Here is a 21,230-nt window from a genome sequence, read left to right as displayed (position 1 = left end):
TGCGGAAGTCAAATGATAGTGGCCTTACGCCGGTTTCGACCGGAGTGGGCAGATCGTCGGGGGCATGAACTTTCGTATTATTTTCGGAAATCTCGCAAAGTCTAAGTGCATTTCTGTAGTTTTCCCTGAAATTCAGGAATTTAAGAAATCCACGCAGTTTAAAGCAATCGGCGTTGACAGGGCGGGAATCCCGATTTAACTTCATGTCTAAAATAAATGATGGGGCGGAGCGCAGTTTCCGCCGGACCAGCAAAGGGTGAGACCATGAAAATTGCGATTCTCGGCGGCGGACCGTCCGGACTTTACTTCGCCATCTCGATGAAGCTTCGGGACGCATCCCACGACATCACCGTCTACGAGCGCAACCGCGCCGACGACACCTTCGGCTGGGGCGTGGTGCTGTCCGACGAAACCATGTCGAATTTCGAATACAACGACCCGGTTTCGGAAAAGATGATCCGCGATAACTTCGCCTATTGGGACGACGTCAAAACCGTCCGCGGCGACGAGGCGATGACCTCGAGCGGCCACGGCTTCTGCGGTATCGGGCGCAAGAAGATGCTGCTGCTGTTGCAGGAACGCGCCCGCGAACTGGGTGTGAAGCTGGAATTCGAATCCGACATGTCGGAGGAAAAGATCGCGTCGCTGAAAGCGTCCAACGACCTGCTGGTGGCGGCCGACGGTCTGAACTCCAAGACCCGCGCGATCTATGCTGATGAATTCCAGCCCGAAATCGACATGCGCAAGAACCACTTCGTCTGGCTCGGCACGCATCAGAAATTCGACGACGCCTTCACCTTCATCTTCGAGAAAACCGAACATGGCTGGATCTGGGCGCATGCCTATCAGTTCGATGACGACACCGCGACCTTCATCGTCGAATGCGGCCCCGAGGTGTTCAAGGCTTTCGGCTTCGACACGCTGAACCAGCAGGAAAGCATCGCGCTGTGCGAAAAGATCTTCGCCAAGCATCTGGGCGGTCACGCGCTGATGACCAACGCCAACCACATCCGCGGGTCGGCTTGGATCCAGTTCCCGCGCGTCACCTGTGAAAACTGGTATTTCGACAATGTGGTGCTGCTCGGCGATGCCTCGGCCACGGCGCATTTTTCCATCGGGTCGGGATCGAAGCTCGGGATGGAAAGCGCGATCATGCTGGCCGATGAGCTGAGCTCGGGCAAGCCGGTCCAGGAGGCGCTGCAAAGCTATCAGGACGAACGCAAGCTGCAGGTGATCCGCGTCACCTCGGCCGCGCGCAATTCCACCACCTGGTTCGAAGAGGTCGAGCGTTATCTCGACCTGGACATGATGCAGTTCAACTATGCGCTGCTGACCCGGTCGCAGCGGATCAGCCACGAAAACCTGCGCCTGCGCGATCCCGAATGGCTGGCCTCGGCGGAAAGCTGGTTCCAGAAACAGGCGGGCAGCAATTCCACCCGCCGTCCGATGTTCGCGCCGTTCAAGCTGCGCGACATGGAACTGGTGAACCGCGTCGTGGTGTCGCCGATGGCGCAATATAAGGCCAAGGACGGGATGCCGAACGACTGGCACTTCGTGCATTACGCCGAGCGCGCCAAGGGCGGGGCAGGGTTGGTGTTCACCGAAATGCTGTGTGTGTCGCACGAAGGCCGGATCACCCCCGGTTGCCCCTGCATCGGCGAAGAACAGGTGCCCGCATGGGCGCGTCTGGTCGATTTCGTCCATGCCGAAACGCCTGCGAAAATCTGCGCCCAGATCGGCCATGCCGGCCGCAAGGGTTCGACCCGCCTGGCCTGGGATGGCATCGACATGCCGCTGCCCGAGGGTGAAAACTGGCCGCTGCTGTCGGCCTCGGCGATCCCGCTGATGGAGGGCAACGTGGTGCCCAAGGCGATGACCCGGACCGATATGGACATGGTCAAGGAACAGTTCATCGACGCGGTGAAATCCGCCAAGGCGGCCGGGTTCGACATGATCGAAATGCACGCCGCCCACGGGTACCTGCTGGCGTCGTTCATCTCGCCGGTGACCAACACGCGCGACGACGAATATGGCGGCAGCCTTGAAAACCGGATGCGTTTCCCGCTGGAAATCTTCCACGCGATGCGCGCCGAGTGGCCCGAGGAAAAGCCGATGACGGTCCGTATCTCGGCGCATGACTGGATGGGCGACGAAGGCGTGACTCCGGAAGAGGCGGTGCAGATCTCGGCCATGTTCAAGGCGGCGGGCGCGGATGCGATCAACACCTCCTCGGGACAGACCGACAAGGCCGAAAAGCCGGTCTATGGCCGCATGTTCCAGGTGCCTTTCGCCGACCGCGTGCGTAACGAGCTTGACCTGCCGACGCTGGTCGCGGGCAATATCTATGAACCCGACCACGTCAATTCGATCCTGATGGCGGGGCGCGCCGATCTGGTGCTGCTGGCCCGTCCGCACCTGGCCGATCCTTATTGGACGTTGCACGCGGCGGTCGATCTGGGCGACACCGAACAGGCATGGCCCGCACCGTACGAAGGCGGCCGCCGTCAGGCCAACACGCTGGCCGAACGCGCCAAGGCGATGGCGTCATGACGCTGGCGGGCAAGAAAGCCTTCGTGACGGGGGGCGGTTCCGGGGTCGGGGCCGTCATCGCCACCCAACTGGCCGAAGCGGGCGCCGAGGTCACGATCTGCGGTCGCCGTTTGGCGCCGCTTGAAGCGGTGGCAGGTGGGCACGCCAATATCACGGCCGTGGTCGCCGACATCACCGACGAAGCGGCGATTTCCGCCGCCATCGCGGCGGCGGCCCCCGATATCGTCGTGGCCAATGCCGGCGCGTCGGAAAGCGCGCCCTTCGTGAAAACGGAGCTGGCGGCGTTCGAACGGATGATGACGGTGAACCTGATCGGCACCTTCCTGACCCTGCGCGAAGGCGTCAAGGCGATGCAGGGCAAGCCTTGGGGCCGCCTGATCGCCATCGCGTCGACCGCCGGGATCAAGGGCTATCCCTATGTCGCGCCTTACGCGGCGGCGAAACACGGGGTTGTCGGCATGGTGAAATCCGTGGCGCTGGAACTGGCGCGCAAGGGGATCACCGCCAACGCGATCTGCCCGGGATTCCTCGACACCGAAATGACCGAACGCTCGATCGCCAATATCGTCGAGAAGACCGGTCGCAGCCCGCAAGAGGCCCGCGCCTCGCTGGAGGCCACCAACCCGATGCACCGGCTGGTGCCGCCCGAAGACGTCGCGCGCGCCGTGCTTTGGCTGTGCCGCGACGGATCGGACATGATCACCGGGCAAAGCATTTCCATTTCGGGCGGTGAAACGTGAACGAGGCTTTCACCATAAGGCGGCAGGTCGAGTTCAATCACTGCGATCCGGCGGGGATGGTGTTTTATCCGCGCTATTTCGAAATGATCTCGGCGCTGGTCGAACGGTTCTTTGCCGACGGTGTGAATTTCAGCTGGATCGACATGGGCGCGCTGGATGGTGGCATGGGCACACCCACCGGCAATATCGAGGTGCGCTTTCGCAAACCGTCACGGCTTGGCGATTGGCTCGATTTTTCGCTGTCAATCGAACGGCTTGGCCGGTCGTCGGCCACCTTCGAGATCACCTGTGCCAGCGGCGGGGAAACCCGTTTCGACTGCATCTCCACGGTGGTCTACGCAAACACTCACGAAGGGGCTTCCGCGCCTTGGCCCGACGCCGTGCGCGACCGGATGTCCCGTTACATGACTTCTCAAGACACAAAGAAAGAGGCGCTATGACCGTTGTCAGCCCCCACATGTTCCTGCAGCCCGACGGCTGGGTTCCCGCAAAAGGCTATGCCAACGGTGTTCTGGCCGAAGGGCGCACGGTCTATACCGGCGGGCTGGTCGGCTGGAACGCCGATCAGAAATGGGAACACGAGGACATGGTCGGCCAGTTCCGCCAGACCCTCGAAAACATCGTTGCCGTGCTGGATAAGGCGGGCGCCAAGCCCGAACACCTGGTGCGCCTGACCTGGTACATCACCGACAAGCGCGAATACCTCGACAACCTGCGCGGCTTCGGCGCGGCCTATCGCGACGTGATCGGGCGGCATTTCCCGGCGATGGCCGTGGTGCAGGTCGTGGCGCTGATGGAAGACGAGGCCAAGGTCGAAATCGAAGCCACCGCCGTCATTCCCCATGACTGAGGCTGTTCAGCGCCCCGACAGCGCCCCGGTCCTGCTGACCGTCGCGCCCTATGATCAGGCCACGCCGCGCGGCGCGGTGCTGGGCGGCTGGATGCTGACCCAGCTCGATTACGCCGCCGGTCTGGCGGGGCGCAAGATTTCGGGTGGCGATGCCCTGATCGTGGCGATCAAGGAACTGGGCTTCCATGCCCCCCTGCACCCGGGCGAGGAATTCGCGATGCATGCGGATCTGAGCCGGCGCGGGTCGAGTTCTTTTAACCTGTCGCTTTCTGCTTGGGCTGAACCCGATACGGAATGCCGCCGGATTCTGAGCGCGGACGTGCTTCTGGTGGCGGTGGACGACGACGGGAAGCCGCGAAAACTTCTGTGAAATCTTCGGTATTGAACAGGCGCGCGTCGGGCTTTCGGGTCGGGCGTGCGCTTTTTTGTTCAAATATGCAGAGTTGAGAAGTGACGCGCTTATATTTATATGTAAAGTAAATCAATTCTTGAACGACGCGGAAGCACATATGACGACGGAAATTAAACACGACATCGAAGACGAGGCGCTTGCGCGCCAGCGTCTGCGCCTGTGGCTGCAGATGCTCAAGGCGGTCCGCTATGTGGAAGGCACGCTGCGCGAACGGTTGCGGTCGGGCTACGACACCACGCTGCCGCGCTTCGACGTGTTGGCCGCGCTGCATGCCAAGCAAGAGGGCATGAAGATGAGCGAGCTGTCGCAGCACCTCGTCGTGTCGAACGGCAATGTGACCGGGGTGGTGGACCGTCTGGTCACCGAAGGTCTGGCCGAGCGGGAGAACATGCCCACGGACCGGCGCGCCTTCCTGGTGCGGATCACCGACAAGGGGCGCAAGCTGATGGATGAAATGGCGGCCGAACACATGCGCTGGATCGACGAGATGTTCGAGGACGTGTCCGAAGCGGACGCGGCGCGCGGCATTTCGATCATGCTGGATATCCGGCAGAAAAGCTGACGCAGGCCTGCATCCTGAAATGAAAAAGCCCGCCAATCGGCGGGCTTTTCTTTGTCTTGTGCGGGGCAGGGATCACAACAGCCCGGTGTCCTTCGCCACCCGGCGATAGCCGGCGCCGGCGGTGAAACCGCCGTCGATCACGAAGTCTTCGCCGGTGATGAAGCTGGACCCGTCCGAGGCCAGGAACAGCACCAGCTGCGCCACCTCGTCGGCCTCGCCCGCGCGCTGTGCCGGGGTCATGTCGATCATCGGGCCCAGATGCGGCGAATTCCGGTTCAGGTCGGTGACGATCAGCCCGGGGCAGATCGCGTTGACTCGGATCTTGTCATCGGCGAATTCCATCGCCGCCGTACGGGTCAGCCCGCGCAGCGCCCATTTCGACGACGTGTAGGCCGGGTCGTAGTGACCGGAAAAGGCGCTGTTGGAGGAAATGTTGACGATGCTGCCGCCGCCGGTTTCCGCCATCATCGGGGCGGCCAGCTTGATGCCGATAAAGGCACCGGTCGCGTTGACCTCCAGCACCTTTTTCCATTCGTCGACCGACATGTCGCGGATGATCTTGCGGTTGATGATGCCGGCGTTGTTCACCAGGATATCAAGCCGCCCGGTCCAGTCCCGCACCATCGCCAGCGCCTCGAGCCAACCGGCTTCGGAGGTCACGTCGAGCGTGAGGAAGCGGACATTCTTGCCCTCGATGGTCAGCCGCTTGGCCAGTGCGATGCCGTCCTCGGCAAGCACGTCGCACAGCAGAACCGAGGCCCCGGCGGTGGCCAGCAGCTCGGCCTCGATCGCGCCCTGGCCGCGCGCGGCCCCGGTGACGATCGCGGTCTTGCCCGTCAGGTCGGTCAGGGCGTTTTTCACCTTGTTGAAATCGATGCTCATGCCGTCACCATCACTTGTCGTTGTTCGCCCAGACCGGCGGCGCCGAGGGTGACCACCTGTCCGGCTTTCAGGAAGACCGGCGGTTTCATCCCCAGACCCACGCCCGGCGGTGTGCCGGTGGCGATGATGTCGCCGGGTTCGAGCGTCATGAATTGCGAAATGTAATGCACCAGATGCGCCACGCCGAAGATCATCGTGCTTGTGTTGCCGGTCTGGCGCCGTTCGCCGTCCACGTCGAGCCAAAGGTCGATATTCTGCACGTCGGCGATTTCGTCCTTGGTCACCAGCCACGGGCCGACGGGGCCGAATGTGTCGTGGCTCTTGCCCTTGATCCACTGGCCGCCGCGTTCGGATTGGAAGCTGCGTTCGGACACGTCGTTGACCAGGGCATAGCCCGCCACGTGATCCAGCGCGTCTGCTTCCGACACGTACTTGGCGCGGCTGCCGATGACGATGCCAAGCTCGACTTCCCAATCGGTCTTTTCCGACCCGCGGGGGATTTCGACGTCGTCGTTCGGGCCGCTAATGGCGTTGGCGGCCTTGCCGAACAGCACCGGTTCTTCGGGCGGCTGCTTGCCGGTTTCGCGGGCGTGATCGGCGTAGTTCAACCCGACGCAGAGGAATTTACCGGGCCTCGCGATGGCGGAGCCGATCCGCGGCGTGCCTTCGACCAGCGGCAACGAGCCTGTGTCGAGCGCGGCGAGTTTCGCCAGGCTGTCGGGGGCAAGCGTTTCGCCGTCGATATCGGCGACGACCCCGGACAGGTCGCGCATGTTGCCGTCACTATCCAGTACGGCCGGGCGTTCGGCGCCTTTCGGCCCATAGCGGAGAAGTTTCATGAAACGTCCTTTCAAAACCGCCCCCGCGGCGGTTGCGGCGGGGGCAGGGGGATCGGGGATCAGGCGCGGCGATAGCCTTCGAGCGCTTCGTCGGGCACGTCTTCGAGGTTGGTCACCAGGTTGTCCGGGGTGCGGCAGGTCAGCCAGACCAGTTCCTCGGTGGTGCTCATGTTGACTTCGACATGCGGCATGTAGGGCGGGACGAAGACGAAATCGCCCTCATACATGTCGACATATTCCTTGTAGTCGTCGCCGAAATAGATCCGGCCGTGACCCTTGAGCACGTAACCGCCGGTTTCGCATTCCTCGTGGTGGTGCGGCGGCGAGCGGTGGCCGGGTTCGTTGGTGACGCGGCCGAACCAGATCTTGGTGGCCGGGGTGTGCTGCGGGCTGACGCCCGATTTGCGTACGCACTCGCCGGATTGCAGCGTGGTTTCGTCAAGTTCGCCTGCGCGGGTGATGACGGGAACGACTTTGTCGGTCATGTGGAATGCCTCCCTGGTGGAATGAATGTCGGTTGGAAACCGGGTACGGCGGGAGCTTGCCATCAAATATTTTAAACCTCAAGCAATATGTGGGCGATTCGGCTATTTCTCGCATAGATTGATTGTCGGATATGATTTCACTCATATGGAGCAACGTTGCCGGGAATTCCCAAAAACTGCACAAAACAACGCCTTCTTTTTGATCGGATAGTGAAAAGTCGCGGGTTCCGTAACAGGCGCCAGAAAGAAAAATGACAGAAATTTAATTTTGTTCTTGAAGAAAAAAGAAACATGCATTTGCATATATTAAAAATAAGCGAACACACAGCAACCTCTTCAGGGAGACACATATGACTTCTCAGGAAACCCTCGCCCAACTTGCGACCAGCCTGCTGGATGGCTCGGTCAAGGTGATCGACTGCACCGCCGTTCTGGGCCCGAAGACCCCGCTGCTGAAGCTGCCGCCGGAGCTGGCCGACGACACGCCGCCGATCGAGATTCACAAGATTTCCGAATATGGCGACCGCGGGCCGTTCTGGGCGTGGAACTGGCTCAAGCTCGGCGAACATTCCGGCACCCACTATGATGCGCCGCATCACTGGATCACCGGCAAGGATTACCCCGACGGCGCCGTCGACACGATCAATCCGCAGAATTTCGTCGCCCCGGCCAATGTCATCGACTGTTCGAAGGAAGCCGCCGCCAATTCCGATTTCCTGCTGACCAAGGACGCCGTGATCGCTTGGGAAAAGGAACATGGCGAGATCAAGGAAGGTGAATGGGTGCTGATGCGCACCGATTGGGATCAGTATAACGACGACGAGGACAAGTTCCTCAACGCCGATGAAAACGGCCCGCACACCCCCGGCCCGGATGCCGAATGCATCCAGTACCTGATGGACAAGAAGGCGCTTGGCTGGGGTACCCAATGCATCGGTACCGACGCCGGTGCGGCCGGCGGGTTCGAACCGCCGTTCCCGGCGCATAACCTGCTGCACAAGCACAACCGTTATGGCTTGGCCTCGCTGACCAACCTCGACAAGCTGCCGGCGAAAGGGGCGATCCTGGTCACCGCGCCGCTGAAGATCGAAAACGGCACCGGGTCGCCGATCCGCGCGCTGGCGCTGGTTTCCGAGTAAGGAAACCGGTCCATGTCAGCCCCTGAAATCGCCATCGTCGGCAGCGGCATCAACGCCCTGACCGCAGGCGCTATGCTTGCCAAATCCGGGAAACGGGTCGCGCTGTTCGAACGCGAAGCGGTTGCAGGTGGCTGCATGCGCTCTGAAACCCTGGCCGAGGGGGTCACTTACGATCCCCTCGCCACCACTTTCGTTCTCTGGGTGACCGGCGCGGCGCATGCTGCCCTCGGCGCCGACCTGGCCCGGCACGGGGTCGAGTTCTGCGCCACCGGCACACCCACCGGCGTGCTGCTGCCCGATGGCCGCGCGCTGACTTACAAGATGGATCGCGCCGCCAATGTCGCCGCTTTCGATGCCGGGCACCCGGGCGATGGCGGGCAGCTGGCGGCGGACCTCGATGGCTTCGCGGCCGATGCCGATCTGCTGTTCGGGCTGATGGGCGGCGATCCGTGGTCGAAATCCACCGCCAAGCTGCTGGGCAAGGAAGCGTGGAAGCGCAAACCGCGCGGGCTGGCCATGACCATGGGCGGGGCGCTGCAATCGATGCGCGGCTGGCTTGAGACGTCTTTTGAAAGCGACCTGAACCGGGCGCTTTGGGCGCCGTGGTGCCTGCATGCGGGGCTTGGCCCCGAGGCGTCGTTTTCCGGCCAGATGGGGCAGGTGATCGGCTTCGCTTTGGAAGTCGCGGGCGCCCCGGTGGTCAAGGGGGGCACTGCCAACATGGTGCGCGGGCTGATCGCCATCATCGAAGAAAACGGCGGCACCATCCGCACCAATGCGGAAGTGTCCGAGATCATGATTTCCGGCGGTCGCGCCACGGGGCTGAAGCTGTCGGGCGGCGAAGAGGTGAAGGCAGGCAAGGTGCTGGCCTCGGTCACGCCGAACCAGCTTTACGGCCAGTTGGCGCCCGCGCCCGAACGCAAGGACGACCTGCGCAAATACCGCTATGGCAAGGGCAATTTCCAGCTTCACTACCTGCTGAACGGGCCGGTGAAATGGAAAACCGACGGGCTGGAGGATGTGCAGCTGCTGCATATCACCCCCGGTCTCGACGGTGTGTCCAAGGCGGGCAACGAGGCCGAGCGCGGCATGCTGCCCGAGGTGCCGACGATCTGTGTCGGCCAACCCACCGCCGCCGACCCGTCGCGCGCGCCCGAAGGCCAGTCGGTGCTGTGGCTGCAGATGCCCGAAGCCCCGCGCGTGGTCAAAGGCGACGCCAAGGGCGAAATCGAGGTGCCCGCGGACGGCCAATGGACCGAAGCCCTGCGCGAAGCCTATGCCAACCGGATCGAAGCCATCCTTGCCGCCCATATCGACGGGTTCAAGGAAAGCGTCGTGACCCGCCGCGCGATTTCCCCGGCGGAGCTGGAAGGCTACAACATGAACCTTGTCGGCGGCGATCCCTATGGCGGGGCCTGTTCGCTGGAACAGTTCTTCCTGTGGCGTCCCTTCGCCGACACCAACCGCCACGATACCTGCATCAAGGGGCTGTATCATATCGGTGCCTCGACCCATCCGGGGCCGGGCCTGTCGGGCGGATCGGGCTTCCTGACCGCGAAGGAGCTGGGCGCATGACCGACCGGCACGACGATCTGGAGGCCTTCACGCCCTACCTGATGAACCGCATCATGGCGCGTTACAACAAGGGCGTGGAAGCGGCGCTGAAAGAGGCCGGGATTTCCGTCGCCCAGATGCGCGCGCTTGCGGTGCTGCATGAAAGCGGCCCCTGCACGATCAACGAATTGTCGGTTCTCACGGTGATCAAGCAATCCACCCTGTCGCGGGCGCTCGACACGATGGAAAAGGCCGGGCTGATCCTGCGCGAGGCGCAGGACGGCGACAGCCGCTTCCGCCGGATCAGCCTGACCGAGGCGGGCCGCGCCGCCTATGACGCCGCCTGGCCCGCGATGCTGACCATGCGCGACACGATGCTGGCCGCGCTGAACGAAGACGAACGCGCCACCTTCAACGACCTGCTGCTGCGGATTTTCCACGATATCCGCCAGCACGATTTTTAAAAGCACCGCCGCTGCAACGGCGGGCACTGCACAAGAACTAGGAGACCACCCATGGCCGAAAGATCCTTCGCCAAGGAAGTCCAGAAACTCAAGCAGGGGGAAGGCGAGACCTTCACCGGTGAGGGCATTCTCGGCATCACCAAGGCCCTTTTGGAAAACGGCGTCGGCTATGTCGGCGGTTACCAGGGATCGCCGATTTCGCACCTGATGGACGTGCTTGCCGATGCGCAGGAAATCCTCGGCGAACTGGGCGTGCATTTCGAAGCCTCGGCGTCTGAGGCGACCGCCACGGCGATGCTGGCGGCCTCGGTTCATTACCCGATCCGGGGCGCGGTGACCTACAAATCCGTCGTCGGCACCAACGTGGCCTCGGACGCTTTGTCGAACCTGGCTTCGGGCGGGGTGACGGGCGGCGCGCTGATCATCGTCGGCGAAGATTACGGCGAAGGGTCGTCGATCATGCAGGAACGCACCTATGCGTTCGCAATGAAATCGCAGGTCTGGATGCTGGACCCGCGGCCGAACCTGCCCTCGATCGTCAAGGCGGTGGGCGACGGGTTCGAGCTGTCCGAAGTGTCGAACACGCCGGTGATGCTGCAGGTCGGTATCCGGTCCTGCCACGTCCATGGCCATTTCACCGCCAGGGACAACAAGCGCCCCGAAATGACCGTGTCCGACGCCTTGGAAAATCCCAAGCGGAAACTGGACCGGATCGTGCTGCCCCCGGCGACCTATCTGCACGAGGAAGAAAAGCTGACCAAGCGCCTGCCGGCGGCGCAGAATTACATCCTCGAAAAAGGGATCAACGAACGCTTCGGTAATGCGTCGGGCAAGGTCGGCGTGATCCTGCAGGGCGGCACCTACAACACCGTGATCCGGGCGCTGAACCGGCTGGGCATCGCCGATCTTTATGGCGATACCGATCTGGACATGCTGGTGCTGAACTGCGTCTATCCGCTGGTCGACAGCCAGATCATGGAATTCTGCGAAGGCAAGGACGCGGTGCTGATCGTCGAGGAAGGTCAGCCCAACTACATCGAACAGCAGATCGCGCATATGCTCTACAAGGCGGGCAAGACCGTCAGGCTCGAAGGCAAGGGCATGCTGCCGATGGGCGGCGAATATACCGGCCAGGTGATGGTCGACGGGATCGGCGCCTTCCTGGCCGAACATGCCCCCGCGATGCTGCCGGTTCAGAAAACCGCCACCAACGAAGAACCCGTCGCGATCCCGGACCTGTCGAAGACCCTGCCGGCGCGGCCGCCGGGGTTCTGCACCGGCTGCCCGGAACGCCCGATCTTCGCTGCTACCAAGCTGGTCGAGGAAGAACTGGGCCCGCACCACATTTCGTCGGATATCGGCTGTCACCTGTTTTCGATCATGCCGCCCTTCGATCTGGGCGCGACAACCATGGGCTACGGGCTTGGCCCGGCCTCGGCCGCCGCCTTCCATAACGAGGACAAGAAGGGCCGCCGCTCGATCTCCTTCGTGGGCGATGGCGGGTTCTGGCATAACGGCCTGACCAGCTCGATCGGCAACGCGGTGTTCAACAAGTCGGACAACGTGATCATCATCGTCGACAACTTCTATTCCTCGGCGACCGGCGGTCAGGACATCCTGTCGTCGCGCGCGGTGAACAAGACCAAGCAGACGCAGAATTCCATCGTCGATGCGGTCAAGGGCATGGGCGTCAAATGGGTGCGCCAGATCGACCGCACCTATGACGTGACCAAGATGCGCGACACGCTGAAGGAAGCGCTGACCACCGAGGAAGAAGGCCCCAAGGTCATCGTCGCGTCGTCCGAATGCATGCTGAACAAGCAGCGCCGGGTGAAACCGCAGCTGGCCAAGGCCGCGAAGGAAGGCCAGCGCGTCGTGCGTCCCCGGTTTGGCGTCGACGAAGACGTCTGCACCGGCGATCACGCCTGCATGCGCCTGTCGGGCTGCCCGTCGCTGTCGGTCAAGGATACCGGCGATCCGCTGCGCGACGATCCGGTCGCCGCCATCGACCAGACCTGCGTTGGCTGCGGCAACTGCGGTGAGGTGGCCGATGCCGCCGTCCTGTGCCCGTCCTTCTATCAGGCCGAGATCGTCACCAACCCGTCGGCAACCGAAAAACGCCGCGCCACGCGCGCCCGCAAAATCATTTCCTGGCTGCAATCGCGCCGCGACGCCAAGCGCGTGGCCTTCGCCTGAGGATCAAAGACATGAATATGCAAGCAAAACCTGTCATCGCGCGCCGTTCCCCTGGTCCCGACGGCGAAAAGGTCATCACGCTCGCCGCGCTTGCCGTGGGCGGGCAGGGCGGGGGCGTCCTGACCAACTGGATCGTCGATGTGGCCGAGGCGAACGGCTATAACGCGCAATCCACCTCCGTCGCCGGGGTGGCGCAGCGCACCGGCGCCACGATCTATTACATCGAAATGTGCCGCGATACCGGCCGCCAGCCGGTGTTTGCCCTTTCGCCCGCCATCGGCGACGTCGACATCCTGATGGCGTCGGAACTGATGGAAGGCGGCCGGGCGATCATGCGCGGTTTCGTGACCCCGGGGCGCACGACGCTGATCGCCTCGACCCACCGGATTCCCGCCGTGTCGGAAAAGATCATCCCCGGCGACGGCCGCGCCAACGGGGCCGAGGTGATCGAGGCGATGGGCATCGCCGCCGATCATGTCGTGGCCTTCGACATGGAAACCGTGGCGAAACAGGCCGGGTCGGTGATTTCGTCCTCGCTGCTGGGGTCTTTGGCCGGGTCGGGCGCGCTGCCGTTCCCACGCGAAAGCTACGAAGAGGTGATCCGCAAATCGGGCCGCGGTGTCGAAGCGTCGCTGCGCTCCTTCGGTGAGGCCTATGATATCGCCAGCGGCCTGAAACCCGCGCCCGAGGCCGAAGCCGAACCGGTCAAGCCGATCCCCGTCCTGCACGTGCCCGCAAAGCTGAAACGTAAATGGGCGGCGCTGGAAACCCGTCTGGGCGCCTTGCCGGTCGAGGTACAGGAGATGGCCGGGCTGGGCCTGAAAAAGGTCGTGGATTACCAGGATATCGATTACGGCGCGCAATATCTCGACATGCTCGACAAGGTGGTCGAACTTGATGCCGCGCCCTTCGAAATGAGCGTCGAGGCGGCGAAATACATCGCCCGCGCGCTGTGCTATGACGACATCCTGCGGGTCGCCGATATCAAGACCCGCGCCAGCCGGATGGAACGGGTCAAGGATGAGGTCGTGGTCAAGGACGACCAGATTCTGATGCTGACAGAATATTTCCACCCGCGGTTCGAGGAATTTACCACGACGCTGCCGAAACGGATCGGCAAATGGCTGCAGAACCGCAAGGGGCTGGAAGCCTGGTATGCCAAGCGTTTCGACAAGGGCCGCCGCATCCGCACCGACAGCCTGCGCGGCTTCCTGATGCTGTGGACCGTGTCGTCGCTGCGCCCGATGCGCCGCCGGTTGCTGCGCCACGAAAGCGAAATGGCCCATGTCGATGCCTGGTTCGCCAAGGTGCTTGAGGTCGCGAAAACCGACCGGGCGCTGGCCGGGGAACTGCTGGCCAATTACCGGCTGATCAAGGGCTATTCGGATACCCATGTGCGCGGGCTGTCGAAATTCGCCCGGGTGATGGGTGCGCTCGATATGCTCAAGGGGCGCGAAGACGCCGCCGACTGGATGCGCCGGTTGCGCACCGCCGCACTCGACGATGTCGAGGGTGAAAAATTGGACGGCGCGCTGGCGACCGTCAGAAGCTTCGCGGGGTAAGTCATGGGCAAGCCAATCGTCATCATCGGGTCCGGGATCAACGGGCTGGTCGCTGCCGCGGATTTGGCCGCGCGCGGCAAATCCGTACGGGTCTATGAGCGCGGGCCCACCCCGGGCGGCGCGGTGCGGACCGAGGAACTGACCCTGCCGGGGTTCCGCCATGACGTTGCGGCGATGAACCTGTCGATGTTCGCGGGCTCGGGCTTCATGGCGAAACACGGGGCGGAGATGGCGAAACACGGGATGGAATTCGTGCCCATCTCGCACCCCTTCGCGCAGGCGATGGAACCGGGCGATTACCTTGGCGTGTCTACCGATCTGGATGAAACGCTGGCGACGTTCGGGTCCGAGGCGGACAAGGCGACCTGGCGCGCGCTGATGGAGGATTTCCCGGAACGCGCGGGCGTTGTCGGCGGGCTGTTGGGCACGCCGATGAAGCGCTGGCCGCTGGCAAAATTCCTGTGGTCGAAATGGCGCGCGCTCGGCACCGCCAAAAGCCTCGACGTGGCGCGGTTCCTGATGACTTCGCCGCGTGCCTGGCTGGATGAAACTTTTGAGGACCCCCGGCTGCGCACCGCGCTGTCGACCTGGGGGATGCATCTGGATTTCGCGCCCGACATCGCGGGCGGCGCGATCTTTCCCTATCTGGAGGCAATGGGCGGTCAGGCCATGGGCATGGTGATCGGCAAGGGCGGCGCGGATGTCGCCACCCGCGCGCTGGTCAGCATGATCGAGGCGCATGGCGGTTCCGTCACCTGCAACGCCGAGGTAAGCGAGATCACCCATCAGGGTGGCCGCGCAACCGGTGTCGTGGTGAATGGCAAGAAAATCGAAGCTTCAACCATTCTGGCGGCGCTGGCGCCGAAACACCTGCTGCGGCTGATCGGCGGGAATTCCGGCGATGCGCGGTTCGACCGGGGCATGGAAAACTTCAGCCACGCGCCCGGCACGATGATGATACACCTCGCGCTCGACGCGCCGGTGCCGTGGACAGCGGGGGCCTTGGGCAAATACGCCTATGTCCATATCGGGCGCACCATCGACACCGCCTCGCTGACCTATGCGCAGGCCGCGGCCGGGCTGTTGCCGTCCAATCCGCTGCTGGTGGTCGGGCAGCCGACCCTGTTCGATCCGTCCCGCGCGCCGGAGGGCAAACAGACCCTTTGGGTGCAGGTCCGGATGGTCCCGGGCGAGATCAAGGGCGACGCGAAGGGTGAAATTTCTTCGCGAAACTGGGAGGATGCAAAGGTGGCCATGGCAGATCGGGCGCTCGACCTGATCGAGGAACAGGCGCCGGGCTTCCGCGATACGATCCTTGCGCAAACCACCGTGTCGCCGCTGGATCTGGAAGCTGGCAACCCCAACCTTGTCGGTGGCGACCAGATTTGCGGCTCCCATCACCTGAGCCAGAACTTCCTTTATCGCCCGGTTCGCGGCTTCTCGGACGGGCATACCCCGATTGCCGGTCTGCAGATGATCGGCGCGGCCTGCTGGCCCGGCGCCGGAACCGGCGCAGGATCGGGATTCTTCGCGGCACAGGACATCAAATAGGCGGTCGAACGATAAAAGCGGGCTGCTCCACATCTTTTAACTTTAAATATGAAATATCATATCTAAAGTAAAAACAACCACTTCCAACGAGTCCGGACAACGGGCCGTCAACCGACAACCGTCAACAGGAGAGACGAAACATGACTTCGAATTCACATCTGACCCGTCGCGGGTTCATGGGGGCCTCGGTCGCCCTGACCGCGCTTCTGGCCTCGGGTTCCGGGCTTCTGGCCGAGGGCGGCAAGGCCCTGACCATCGCCTATAACCTGCCGGTCCAGAGCTGGGACCCGACCACCGGTCCGTCCGCCGTCAACCCGGCGCTGCAGTCGATCTTCCTTGCCGTTTTCGACCGCTATATCGCGCAGGGCCCCGATCTGTCCTTCGGTCCCGGCCTGCTGACCGAATGGGGCTTCAGCGAAGACAAGACCAAGATCACCATGACCGTCCGTGAGGGCGTCAAATGGCACAATGGCGACGATTTCACCCCCGAAGACATCGTCTGGTCGCTGGAGCGCGCGGGCAATCCCGAAACCGGCAACCCGATGCAGTTCGTCTGGGGCAAGATCGGCAATTACGTGATCGACGGCAATGTCATCACCGCCGACGTGCTGGCGTTCGAGCCGGCACTGTTCAAGTGGATGGCCTTCCTGACCGCCTTCGTTCTGCCGAAGAAATACTACGAAGAGGTCGGCGCGGAAGGGTTCGAAAAGGCCCCGGTCGGCACCGGCCCCTACATGGTCGACGCGTTCGAACAGGGCGCCTATGTGCGGCTGAAAGCCTTCCCCGATTACTGGGGCGACGCACCGGCGTTCGAAACCGTGACCGTCAAATTCGTCACCGATGCCGCGTCGCGCGTGGCCGAGGTGGAATCGGGAAATTCCGACATCACCACCAACATCCCCTACGAGGAATACGACCGCCTGATCGCCAAGGACGGGTTGTCGGGCGAAGCGGTGCCGGTCACCGATATCGGCATGATCTTCCTCAACGATATCGACGTGATGCTGGACAAGAACGTGCGCCTTGCCGCTCATCACGCGATCAACAAGCAGCTGATCATCGACCGCCTGCTGCGCGGCTACGGCGTGCCGATCTCGACGCTCGAAGTGCCGGGCTATGCTGCCTATGACGACAGCATCCAGGTCGAGTATGATCCCGAAAAGGCCAAGGACCTGCTGGCCGCGTCGGGCTATTCCACCGACAACCCGGTGAAATTCACCATCCAGACCACCCGCGGCTTCAAGCCGAAGGATTACGAAATGATCCAGGCGGTCGTCGGCATGTGGCGCAAGGTCGGCATCGAGGCCGAGATCGAGGTCTACGAGATCGCCAAGCACTACGAGCTGCGCGCGGCCGACACGCTGGCGCCTGCGGCCTTCTACAACTGGGGCAATTCGATCGGCGACCCGTCGACCTCGACCGGGTTCTCGATGTTCGGCCCGTCGCCGCACGCGGTGTGGGACAGCGCCGACCTGGTCGAAAAGATCGGGCCGCTGTTCGTCGAACCGGACGAAGACAAGCGGATCGCGGGCTACAAGGCGGTGTCCAAATATATCGCGGAAGAGGGCTATGTGATCCCGCTGCTGCAATATGTGATGCCGGTCGTCTTCGCGTCCAATGTCACCGTCACGCCTTACACCTCCGGCGATCTGCTGCCGCAGGCTGTTGGTCAAGCCTGATCCCCGTCGGGCTCACCTGTGCGGGCCGGGTCTTTCCTGGCCCGCACCTTTTGAAGACCGGAGGCTTCCATGCTCCTCAAAACCGTTCTGATCCGTCTGATCACGACGGCGGTGACCCTGTTCGGTGTCGCTGTCGTGGTCTTCACCCTCGTGCGCGTCGCGCCGGGCAACCCGATTGCCATGATGCTGCCGCCGGGCGCGACCGAGGCGGATATCGAAAATCTCAAGGCGCTCTATGGCTTCGACAAGAGCCTGCCGCAGCAATTCGTCATCTGGCTGGGTGGCGTGTTGCAGGGCGATTTCGGCACCTCCATCACGCTGCGCCAGCCGGTCGATCAGCTGGTGCTGGGGCGGCTGCCCGCGACGCTGGAACTGTCGCTGATGGCGCTGCTGATCGCGGTGGCGCTTGGCGGGATCGCTGCGGTGATCGGCGCGCGCAAACGCGGATCGGGGACCGAGGTCGGGGTCGACCTGGTCAGCGGCGCGGTGCTGTCGATCCCCGATTTCCTGTGGGGGCTGGTCTTCGTGCTGATCTTCGGCGTGCTGTGGCCGGTGCTGTCGATCTCGGGCAGGGTGGACCCGCGGCTGGATATCGATTTCACCACCAATTTCTATGTCTTCGAGGGCCTGCTGCGCGGCCGGTTCGACGTGGTCGGATCGACGCTGGCCCATATGCTGATGCCCGCGATGTCGCTGGCGCTGCCGCTGGCGGCGATGATCGCGCAACTGCTCAAGCAGAACCTCAAGGAGGTGCTGGTGCAGGATTACACCACGCTGGCGCGGGTGCGCGGTTTCGGCGAAACCGCCGTGATCCTGCGCGAGGCGCTGCGCAACGCGGCGCTGCCGACGCTGACGCTGGTGGGGGTGCAGTTCACCTTCCTGATCGGCGGCACGGTGATCGTGGAACGGTTGTTCGCCTATGAGGGCCTGGGCAACATGGCGATCGACGCGGTGATCAACCGCGACCTGCCGCTGATCCAGGGGATCGTGCTGCTGTTTGCGGCGCTGTTCATCGTGATCAACCTGATCGTCGATCTGTCCTACACCCTTCTGAACCCGAGGCTCCGTCATGGCTGATACCACTCTTTCCGCCCCGCGCGCGCGCCGCTCGGGCAAGCTCAACCTACGGCTCTGGCTGCCGCTTCTGTGGCTGGGGATTGTCGCTGCGGCCGCGATCCTGGCGCCGCTGGTGGCGCCGCATGACCCGCTGGAACAGGATCTCATGCTCGAACGTCTGCCGCCGTTCTTCATCGCGGGCACCGAACCGGGCTACTGGCTCGGCACCGACAGCCTGGGCCGGGACGTGCTGTCGCGGATGATCTATGGCGCGCGGATCGCTTTGTTCGTCAGCCTGATCGCGGCGACGGTGACCTGCCTGTTCGGGTCGGTGCTGGGCCTTGTCGCGGGATATTTCGGCGGCTGGTGGGATCGGGTGATTTCGCGGCTTGTCGATATCTGGATGGCCTTCCCGCCGGTGCTGTTCGCGGTGCTGCTGGTCGCCGTCATGGGCACCGGGCTGGGATCGGTGATCGCAGCGATCGCGCTGATCGACTGGACCCGCTTCGCCCGGGTGATCCGGGCCGAAACCATGGTGCAGTCGCGGATGGATTACGTCGACAGTTCCCGTATCGGCGGCGCGCGCCGGGTGGCGACGCTGGCCAGTGAAATCCTGCCCAACGTGATGCCCTCGATCATCGCGCTCTTGATGCTGGAAATGGGTATCGCGGTGATCGTCGAGGCGATCCTGAGCTTCGTGAACCTGTCGATTTCCTCGGACGATCCGACCTGGGGGTCGATGATCGCCGAAGGGCGCAACGCCATCCACTTCGCCTGGTGGGTGCTGCTGTTCCCGCTGATCGCGCTTTTCCTGACCGTGCTGAGCTTTTCGACGCTTGGCGAGGGTCTCAAACAACGTTTCGACCCGGTGCTGCAATGACCGTAACCAATCACAAAACTGCGCTTGACGTGATCAAGCTGAACATCGCCTTGCCCAATGGCGTGCGCATCCTGCGCGACGTGTCGCTGTCGCTGGAACCCGGCGAAGTGCGCGCGCTGGTGGGGGAATCCGGCGCCGGCAAGTCGATGATCGGCAAGGCGGTTCTGGGCATCCTGCCTGGCAACCTGCGGGTCACAGAGGGAGAGATCATCTTGGAGGGCCAGCACCTCAACGCGATGACGCCCTGGACCCGCCGCAGTACCGTGGCGCAGACCGCGGCGCTGATCCCGCAGGACCCGCTGACCGCGCTGAACCCGGTGCGCAAGATCGGGCCGCAGATCATCGATCCGCTGATCCGCATCCACGGCTGGAGCGCCGACAAGGCAAAGGCCCGCGCGCTCGACCTGCTGGACCGGGTGCATATCCGGGCGCCGGAACGGGTGATGAACAGCTATCCGCACGAATTGTCGGGCGGCATGCGTCAGCGCATCCTGATCGCCGCCGCCTTCGCGCCGTCGCCACGGCTGATCGTGGCGGACGAACCGACGACGGCGCTGGACGTGACGGTGCAGAAACAGATCCTGCGGCTGATCCGCGAATTGCAGCGCGAAACCGGCACGGCGGTCCTGTTCGTGACCCATGACATGGGCGTGGTCGCCAAGATCAGCCAGAAGGTGACGGTGCTGTTCGCCGGCAAGGTGATGGAGGACGCCACCACCAGGGAGGTCTTCACCAATCCGCAGCATCCCTATACCCGCGCGCTGATCGCCGCGACGCCGAGCTATGCCGATCTGGAACGCCCGTTCTCGCCGGTGCCCGCGTCGCTGATTTCCGACCTGCATCAGCAGATCGCGCAGGATGACGCGCTTTATCAGGGGGGCAGCAGATGACCACGACAACACCCAACAAGCCGTTGTTTTCGGTGCGCAACCTGCGCCTGTCCTTTCCCGACCGGGCGCATAAGCCGCTGATCGGGGCGGCGCCGCGGATCGAGGTGCTCAAGGGGTTCAGCATCGACATTCCCGATGGCAAGATCACCGGCATCGTCGGCGAAAGCGGATCGGGGAAATCGACGCTGGGCCGGGTATTGGTGCGGCTGCTGGAACCGGATTCGGGCGAGGTTCTGTTCGACGGCACCGATATCGCCCATCTGAGCGAGGACGCGCTGCGCCCGCTGCGCCGCGACCTGCAGATGATTTTCCAGGACCCGATGTCGTCGCTGAACCCGCGGCACAAGGTCTGGCGTATCATCGCGCAGCCGATGAAACGCTACGGCCGGGGCGGCACCAAGGAAGATGCCATCACCGCGCTGACCAAGGTAGGGCTGCCTGCCGCCTTTGGCGACCGCTACCCGCATGAATTGTCCGGCGGTCAGCGTCAGCGGGTCGGCATCGCACGCGCCATCGCGCTGGAGCCACGCTTCATCCTGGCCGATGAGATCGTGTCGGGGCTGGACGTGTCGAGCCAGGCGCAGGTGCTGTCCCTGCTCAAGGACCTGGCCCGCGACATGGGGCTGACCGTCGCCTTCATCAGTCACGACCTGTCGGTGATCCGGCATCTGTGCGACGAGGTGATCGTGCTGAACCACGGCGAAATCGTCGATCAGGGGCCGGTGGAACAGGTCTTCGAGGCGCCGAAATCCGACATCACCAAGTCCCTGCTGGGCGCGATCCCGCTGCCGGAACTCGACGACGCCTGGTTCGACTGAGCCTTTGGTCCGGCGCGCAAGCCGGGTGACGAAACAAACAGCCCGCGCGGTGGAAATCACCGCGCGGGCTGTCATCGTTTTGGGGCAGGGTGCGTCAGCCCGGTTTCAGACCCGGCCCCGG

The 21,230-nt window shown here is 63.2% G+C and carries 20 protein-coding genes; 17 read left to right on the top strand and 3 right to left on the bottom strand.

The window, feature by feature from the left end; genetic code table 11:
• Positions 1 to 264 precede the first annotated feature (264 nt).
• The 6 genes from GR167_RS02025 to GR167_RS02000 all read left to right on the top strand — a co-directional run bounded on the left by GR167_RS02025 (position 265) and on the right by GR167_RS02000 (position 5,114).
• Positions 265 to 2,550, top strand: coding sequence for a bifunctional salicylyl-CoA 5-hydroxylase/oxidoreductase (locus tag GR167_RS02025; RefSeq protein ID WP_160971784.1), 2,286 nt, complete (start codon positions 265 to 267; stop codon positions 2,548 to 2,550).
• A complete protein-coding gene (locus GR167_RS02020; RefSeq protein ID WP_160971783.1) occupies positions 2,547 to 3,290 on the top strand; it encodes an SDR family NAD(P)-dependent oxidoreductase in 744 nt (247 codons plus the stop codon). The genes GR167_RS02025 and GR167_RS02020 overlap by 4 nt, the downstream gene beginning before the upstream one ends.
• On the top strand, positions 3,287 to 3,730 hold the full coding sequence (locus GR167_RS02015) for an acyl-CoA thioesterase (RefSeq protein WP_370741227.1): 444 nt from the start codon (positions 3,287 to 3,289) through the stop codon (positions 3,728 to 3,730). The genes GR167_RS02020 and GR167_RS02015 overlap by 4 nt, the downstream gene beginning before the upstream one ends.
• Positions 3,727 to 4,140: a RidA family protein gene (locus GR167_RS02010; protein ID WP_160971782.1), complete on the top strand. Its 414-nt coding sequence runs from the start codon at positions 3,727 to 3,729 to the stop codon at positions 4,138 to 4,140. The genes GR167_RS02015 and GR167_RS02010 overlap by 4 nt, the downstream gene beginning before the upstream one ends.
• Complete coding sequence (locus tag GR167_RS02005; RefSeq protein ID WP_160971781.1) at positions 4,133 to 4,510, top strand: hotdog domain-containing protein; 378 nt, start codon at positions 4,133 to 4,135, stop codon at positions 4,508 to 4,510. The genes GR167_RS02010 and GR167_RS02005 overlap by 8 nt, the downstream gene beginning before the upstream one ends.
• A 139-nt stretch (positions 4,511 to 4,649) precedes the next feature.
• Positions 4,650 to 5,114: a MarR family winged helix-turn-helix transcriptional regulator gene (locus GR167_RS02000; protein ID WP_160971780.1), complete on the top strand. Its 465-nt coding sequence runs from the start codon at positions 4,650 to 4,652 to the stop codon at positions 5,112 to 5,114.
• A gap of 72 nt (positions 5,115 to 5,186) precedes the next feature.
• Here the strand turns inward: GR167_RS02000 and GR167_RS01995 are convergent, their stop codons facing one another.
• The 3 genes from GR167_RS01995 to GR167_RS01985 are packed head-to-tail and all read right to left on the bottom strand — an operon-like array spanning position 5,187 to position 7,320.
• Positions 5,187 to 5,996 carry an SDR family NAD(P)-dependent oxidoreductase gene (locus tag GR167_RS01995; protein ID WP_160971779.1) on the bottom strand — a complete coding sequence of 270 codons (810 nt, stop codon included), beginning with the start codon at positions 5,994 to 5,996 and terminating at the stop codon, positions 5,187 to 5,189.
• Positions 5,993 to 6,835 (bottom strand): fumarylacetoacetate hydrolase family protein, encoded by an 843-nt coding sequence (locus GR167_RS01990; protein WP_160971778.1) that lies wholly within the window; start codon positions 6,833 to 6,835, stop codon positions 5,993 to 5,995. Before GR167_RS01990 ends, GR167_RS01995 begins: the two co-directional genes overlap by 4 nt.
• Positions 6,836 to 6,894: 59 nt before the next feature.
• The gene (locus GR167_RS01985; RefSeq protein ID WP_160971777.1) at positions 6,895 to 7,320 is read right to left on the bottom strand and encodes a cupin domain-containing protein; all 426 of its coding nucleotides are present in this window, start codon (positions 7,318 to 7,320) and stop codon (positions 6,895 to 6,897) included.
• A 350-nt stretch (positions 7,321 to 7,670) separates the two neighbouring features.
• On the opposite strand from GR167_RS01985, the gene GR167_RS01980 reads away from it, so the two are divergent.
• From GR167_RS01980 to GR167_RS01930, 11 genes are all read left to right on the top strand, one after another.
• Entirely contained in the window at positions 7,671 to 8,459 is a 789-nt protein-coding gene (locus GR167_RS01980; RefSeq protein WP_160971776.1) for a cyclase family protein, read from the top strand.
• Positions 8,460 to 8,471: 12 nt separating this feature from the next.
• Positions 8,472 to 10,034: a phytoene desaturase family protein gene (locus tag GR167_RS01975; protein ID WP_160971775.1), complete on the top strand. Its 1,563-nt coding sequence runs from the start codon at positions 8,472 to 8,474 to the stop codon at positions 10,032 to 10,034.
• Positions 10,031 to 10,477: a MarR family winged helix-turn-helix transcriptional regulator gene (locus GR167_RS01970; RefSeq protein ID WP_160971774.1), complete on the top strand. Its 447-nt coding sequence runs from the start codon at positions 10,031 to 10,033 to the stop codon at positions 10,475 to 10,477. Before GR167_RS01975 ends, GR167_RS01970 begins: the two co-directional genes overlap by 4 nt.
• A 51-nt stretch (positions 10,478 to 10,528) precedes the next feature.
• The gene (locus tag GR167_RS01965) at positions 10,529 to 12,673 is read left to right on the top strand and encodes a thiamine pyrophosphate-dependent enzyme (protein WP_160971773.1); all 2,145 of its coding nucleotides are present in this window, start codon (positions 10,529 to 10,531) and stop codon (positions 12,671 to 12,673) included.
• Positions 12,674 to 12,684: 11 nt separating this feature from the next.
• Entirely contained in the window at positions 12,685 to 14,235 is a 1,551-nt protein-coding gene (locus GR167_RS01960; protein ID WP_160971772.1) for an indolepyruvate oxidoreductase subunit beta family protein, read from the top strand.
• Positions 14,236 to 14,238: 3 nt separating this feature from the next.
• Entirely contained in the window at positions 14,239 to 15,786 is a 1,548-nt protein-coding gene (locus tag GR167_RS01955; RefSeq protein WP_160971771.1) for a phytoene desaturase family protein, read from the top strand.
• 140 nt (positions 15,787 to 15,926) lie between these two features.
• Positions 15,927 to 17,465, top strand: coding sequence for an ABC transporter substrate-binding protein (locus GR167_RS01950; RefSeq protein WP_212769808.1), 1,539 nt, complete (start codon positions 15,927 to 15,929; stop codon positions 17,463 to 17,465).
• Positions 17,466 to 17,534: 69 nt separating this feature from the next.
• Entirely contained in the window at positions 17,535 to 18,542 is a 1,008-nt protein-coding gene (locus GR167_RS01945; RefSeq protein ID WP_160971770.1) for an ABC transporter permease, read from the top strand.
• The gene (locus tag GR167_RS01940; RefSeq protein WP_160971769.1) at positions 18,535 to 19,401 is read left to right on the top strand and encodes an ABC transporter permease; all 867 of its coding nucleotides are present in this window, start codon (positions 18,535 to 18,537) and stop codon (positions 19,399 to 19,401) included. Before GR167_RS01945 ends, GR167_RS01940 begins: the two co-directional genes overlap by 8 nt.
• Entirely contained in the window at positions 19,398 to 20,291 is an 894-nt protein-coding gene (locus tag GR167_RS01935; protein ID WP_160971768.1) for an ABC transporter ATP-binding protein, read from the top strand. The genes GR167_RS01940 and GR167_RS01935 overlap by 4 nt, the downstream gene beginning before the upstream one ends.
• Positions 20,288 to 21,109 carry an ABC transporter ATP-binding protein gene (locus GR167_RS01930; RefSeq protein WP_160971767.1) on the top strand — a complete coding sequence of 274 codons (822 nt, stop codon included), beginning with the start codon at positions 20,288 to 20,290 and terminating at the stop codon, positions 21,107 to 21,109. The genes GR167_RS01935 and GR167_RS01930 overlap by 4 nt, the downstream gene beginning before the upstream one ends.
• Positions 21,110 to 21,230: the final 121 nt, after the last annotated feature.

The organism is Thalassovita mangrovi (genome assembly GCF_009857745.1).
GTDB classification, from domain to species: Bacteria; Pseudomonadota; Alphaproteobacteria; order Rhodobacterales; family Rhodobacteraceae; genus Thalassobius; species Thalassobius mangrovi.
Note: the sequence above shows the minus strand (reverse complement) of the source record. Positions and strands in the feature narration are given on the sequence as shown.

What these genes read in the sequence shown, in the direction of transcription:
- GR167_RS01945 (WP_160971770.1), top strand. Translation starts at nt 17,535, where the DNA reads ATGCTCCTCAAAACCGTTCTGATCCGTCTGATCACGACGGCGGTGACC.
- GR167_RS01985 (WP_160971777.1), bottom strand. Translation starts at nt 7,320, where the DNA reads ATGACCGACAAAGTCGTTCCCGTCATCACCCGCGCAGGCGAACTTGAC.
- GR167_RS02020 (WP_160971783.1), top strand. Translation starts at nt 2,547, where the DNA reads ATGACGCTGGCGGGCAAGAAAGCCTTCGTGACGGGGGGCGGTTCCGGG.
- GR167_RS01940 (WP_160971769.1), top strand. Translation starts at nt 18,535, where the DNA reads ATGGCTGATACCACTCTTTCCGCCCCGCGCGCGCGCCGCTCGGGCAAG.
- GR167_RS01995 (WP_160971779.1), bottom strand. Translation starts at nt 5,996, where the DNA reads ATGAGCATCGATTTCAACAAGGTGAAAAACGCCCTGACCGACCTGACG.
- GR167_RS02010 (WP_160971782.1), top strand. Translation starts at nt 3,727, where the DNA reads ATGACCGTTGTCAGCCCCCACATGTTCCTGCAGCCCGACGGCTGGGTT.
- GR167_RS01975 (WP_160971775.1), top strand. Translation starts at nt 8,472, where the DNA reads ATGTCAGCCCCTGAAATCGCCATCGTCGGCAGCGGCATCAACGCCCTG.
- GR167_RS01950 (WP_212769808.1), top strand. Translation starts at nt 15,927, where the DNA reads ATGACTTCGAATTCACATCTGACCCGTCGCGGGTTCATGGGGGCCTCG.
- GR167_RS01980 (WP_160971776.1), top strand. Translation starts at nt 7,671, where the DNA reads ATGACTTCTCAGGAAACCCTCGCCCAACTTGCGACCAGCCTGCTGGAT.
- GR167_RS01970 (WP_160971774.1), top strand. Translation starts at nt 10,031, where the DNA reads ATGACCGACCGGCACGACGATCTGGAGGCCTTCACGCCCTACCTGATG.
- GR167_RS01930 (WP_160971767.1), top strand. Translation starts at nt 20,288, where the DNA reads ATGACCACGACAACACCCAACAAGCCGTTGTTTTCGGTGCGCAACCTG.
- GR167_RS02000 (WP_160971780.1), top strand. Translation starts at nt 4,650, where the DNA reads ATGACGACGGAAATTAAACACGACATCGAAGACGAGGCGCTTGCGCGC.
- GR167_RS01990 (WP_160971778.1), bottom strand. Translation starts at nt 6,835, where the DNA reads ATGAAACTTCTCCGCTATGGGCCGAAAGGCGCCGAACGCCCGGCCGTA.
- GR167_RS01960 (WP_160971772.1), top strand. Translation starts at nt 12,685, where the DNA reads ATGAATATGCAAGCAAAACCTGTCATCGCGCGCCGTTCCCCTGGTCCC.
- GR167_RS02025 (WP_160971784.1), top strand. Translation starts at nt 265, where the DNA reads ATGAAAATTGCGATTCTCGGCGGCGGACCGTCCGGACTTTACTTCGCC.
- GR167_RS01965 (WP_160971773.1), top strand. Translation starts at nt 10,529, where the DNA reads ATGGCCGAAAGATCCTTCGCCAAGGAAGTCCAGAAACTCAAGCAGGGG.
- GR167_RS01935 (WP_160971768.1), top strand. Translation starts at nt 19,398, where the DNA reads ATGACCGTAACCAATCACAAAACTGCGCTTGACGTGATCAAGCTGAAC.
- GR167_RS02005 (WP_160971781.1), top strand. Translation starts at nt 4,133, where the DNA reads ATGACTGAGGCTGTTCAGCGCCCCGACAGCGCCCCGGTCCTGCTGACC.
- GR167_RS01955 (WP_160971771.1), top strand. Translation starts at nt 14,239, where the DNA reads ATGGGCAAGCCAATCGTCATCATCGGGTCCGGGATCAACGGGCTGGTC.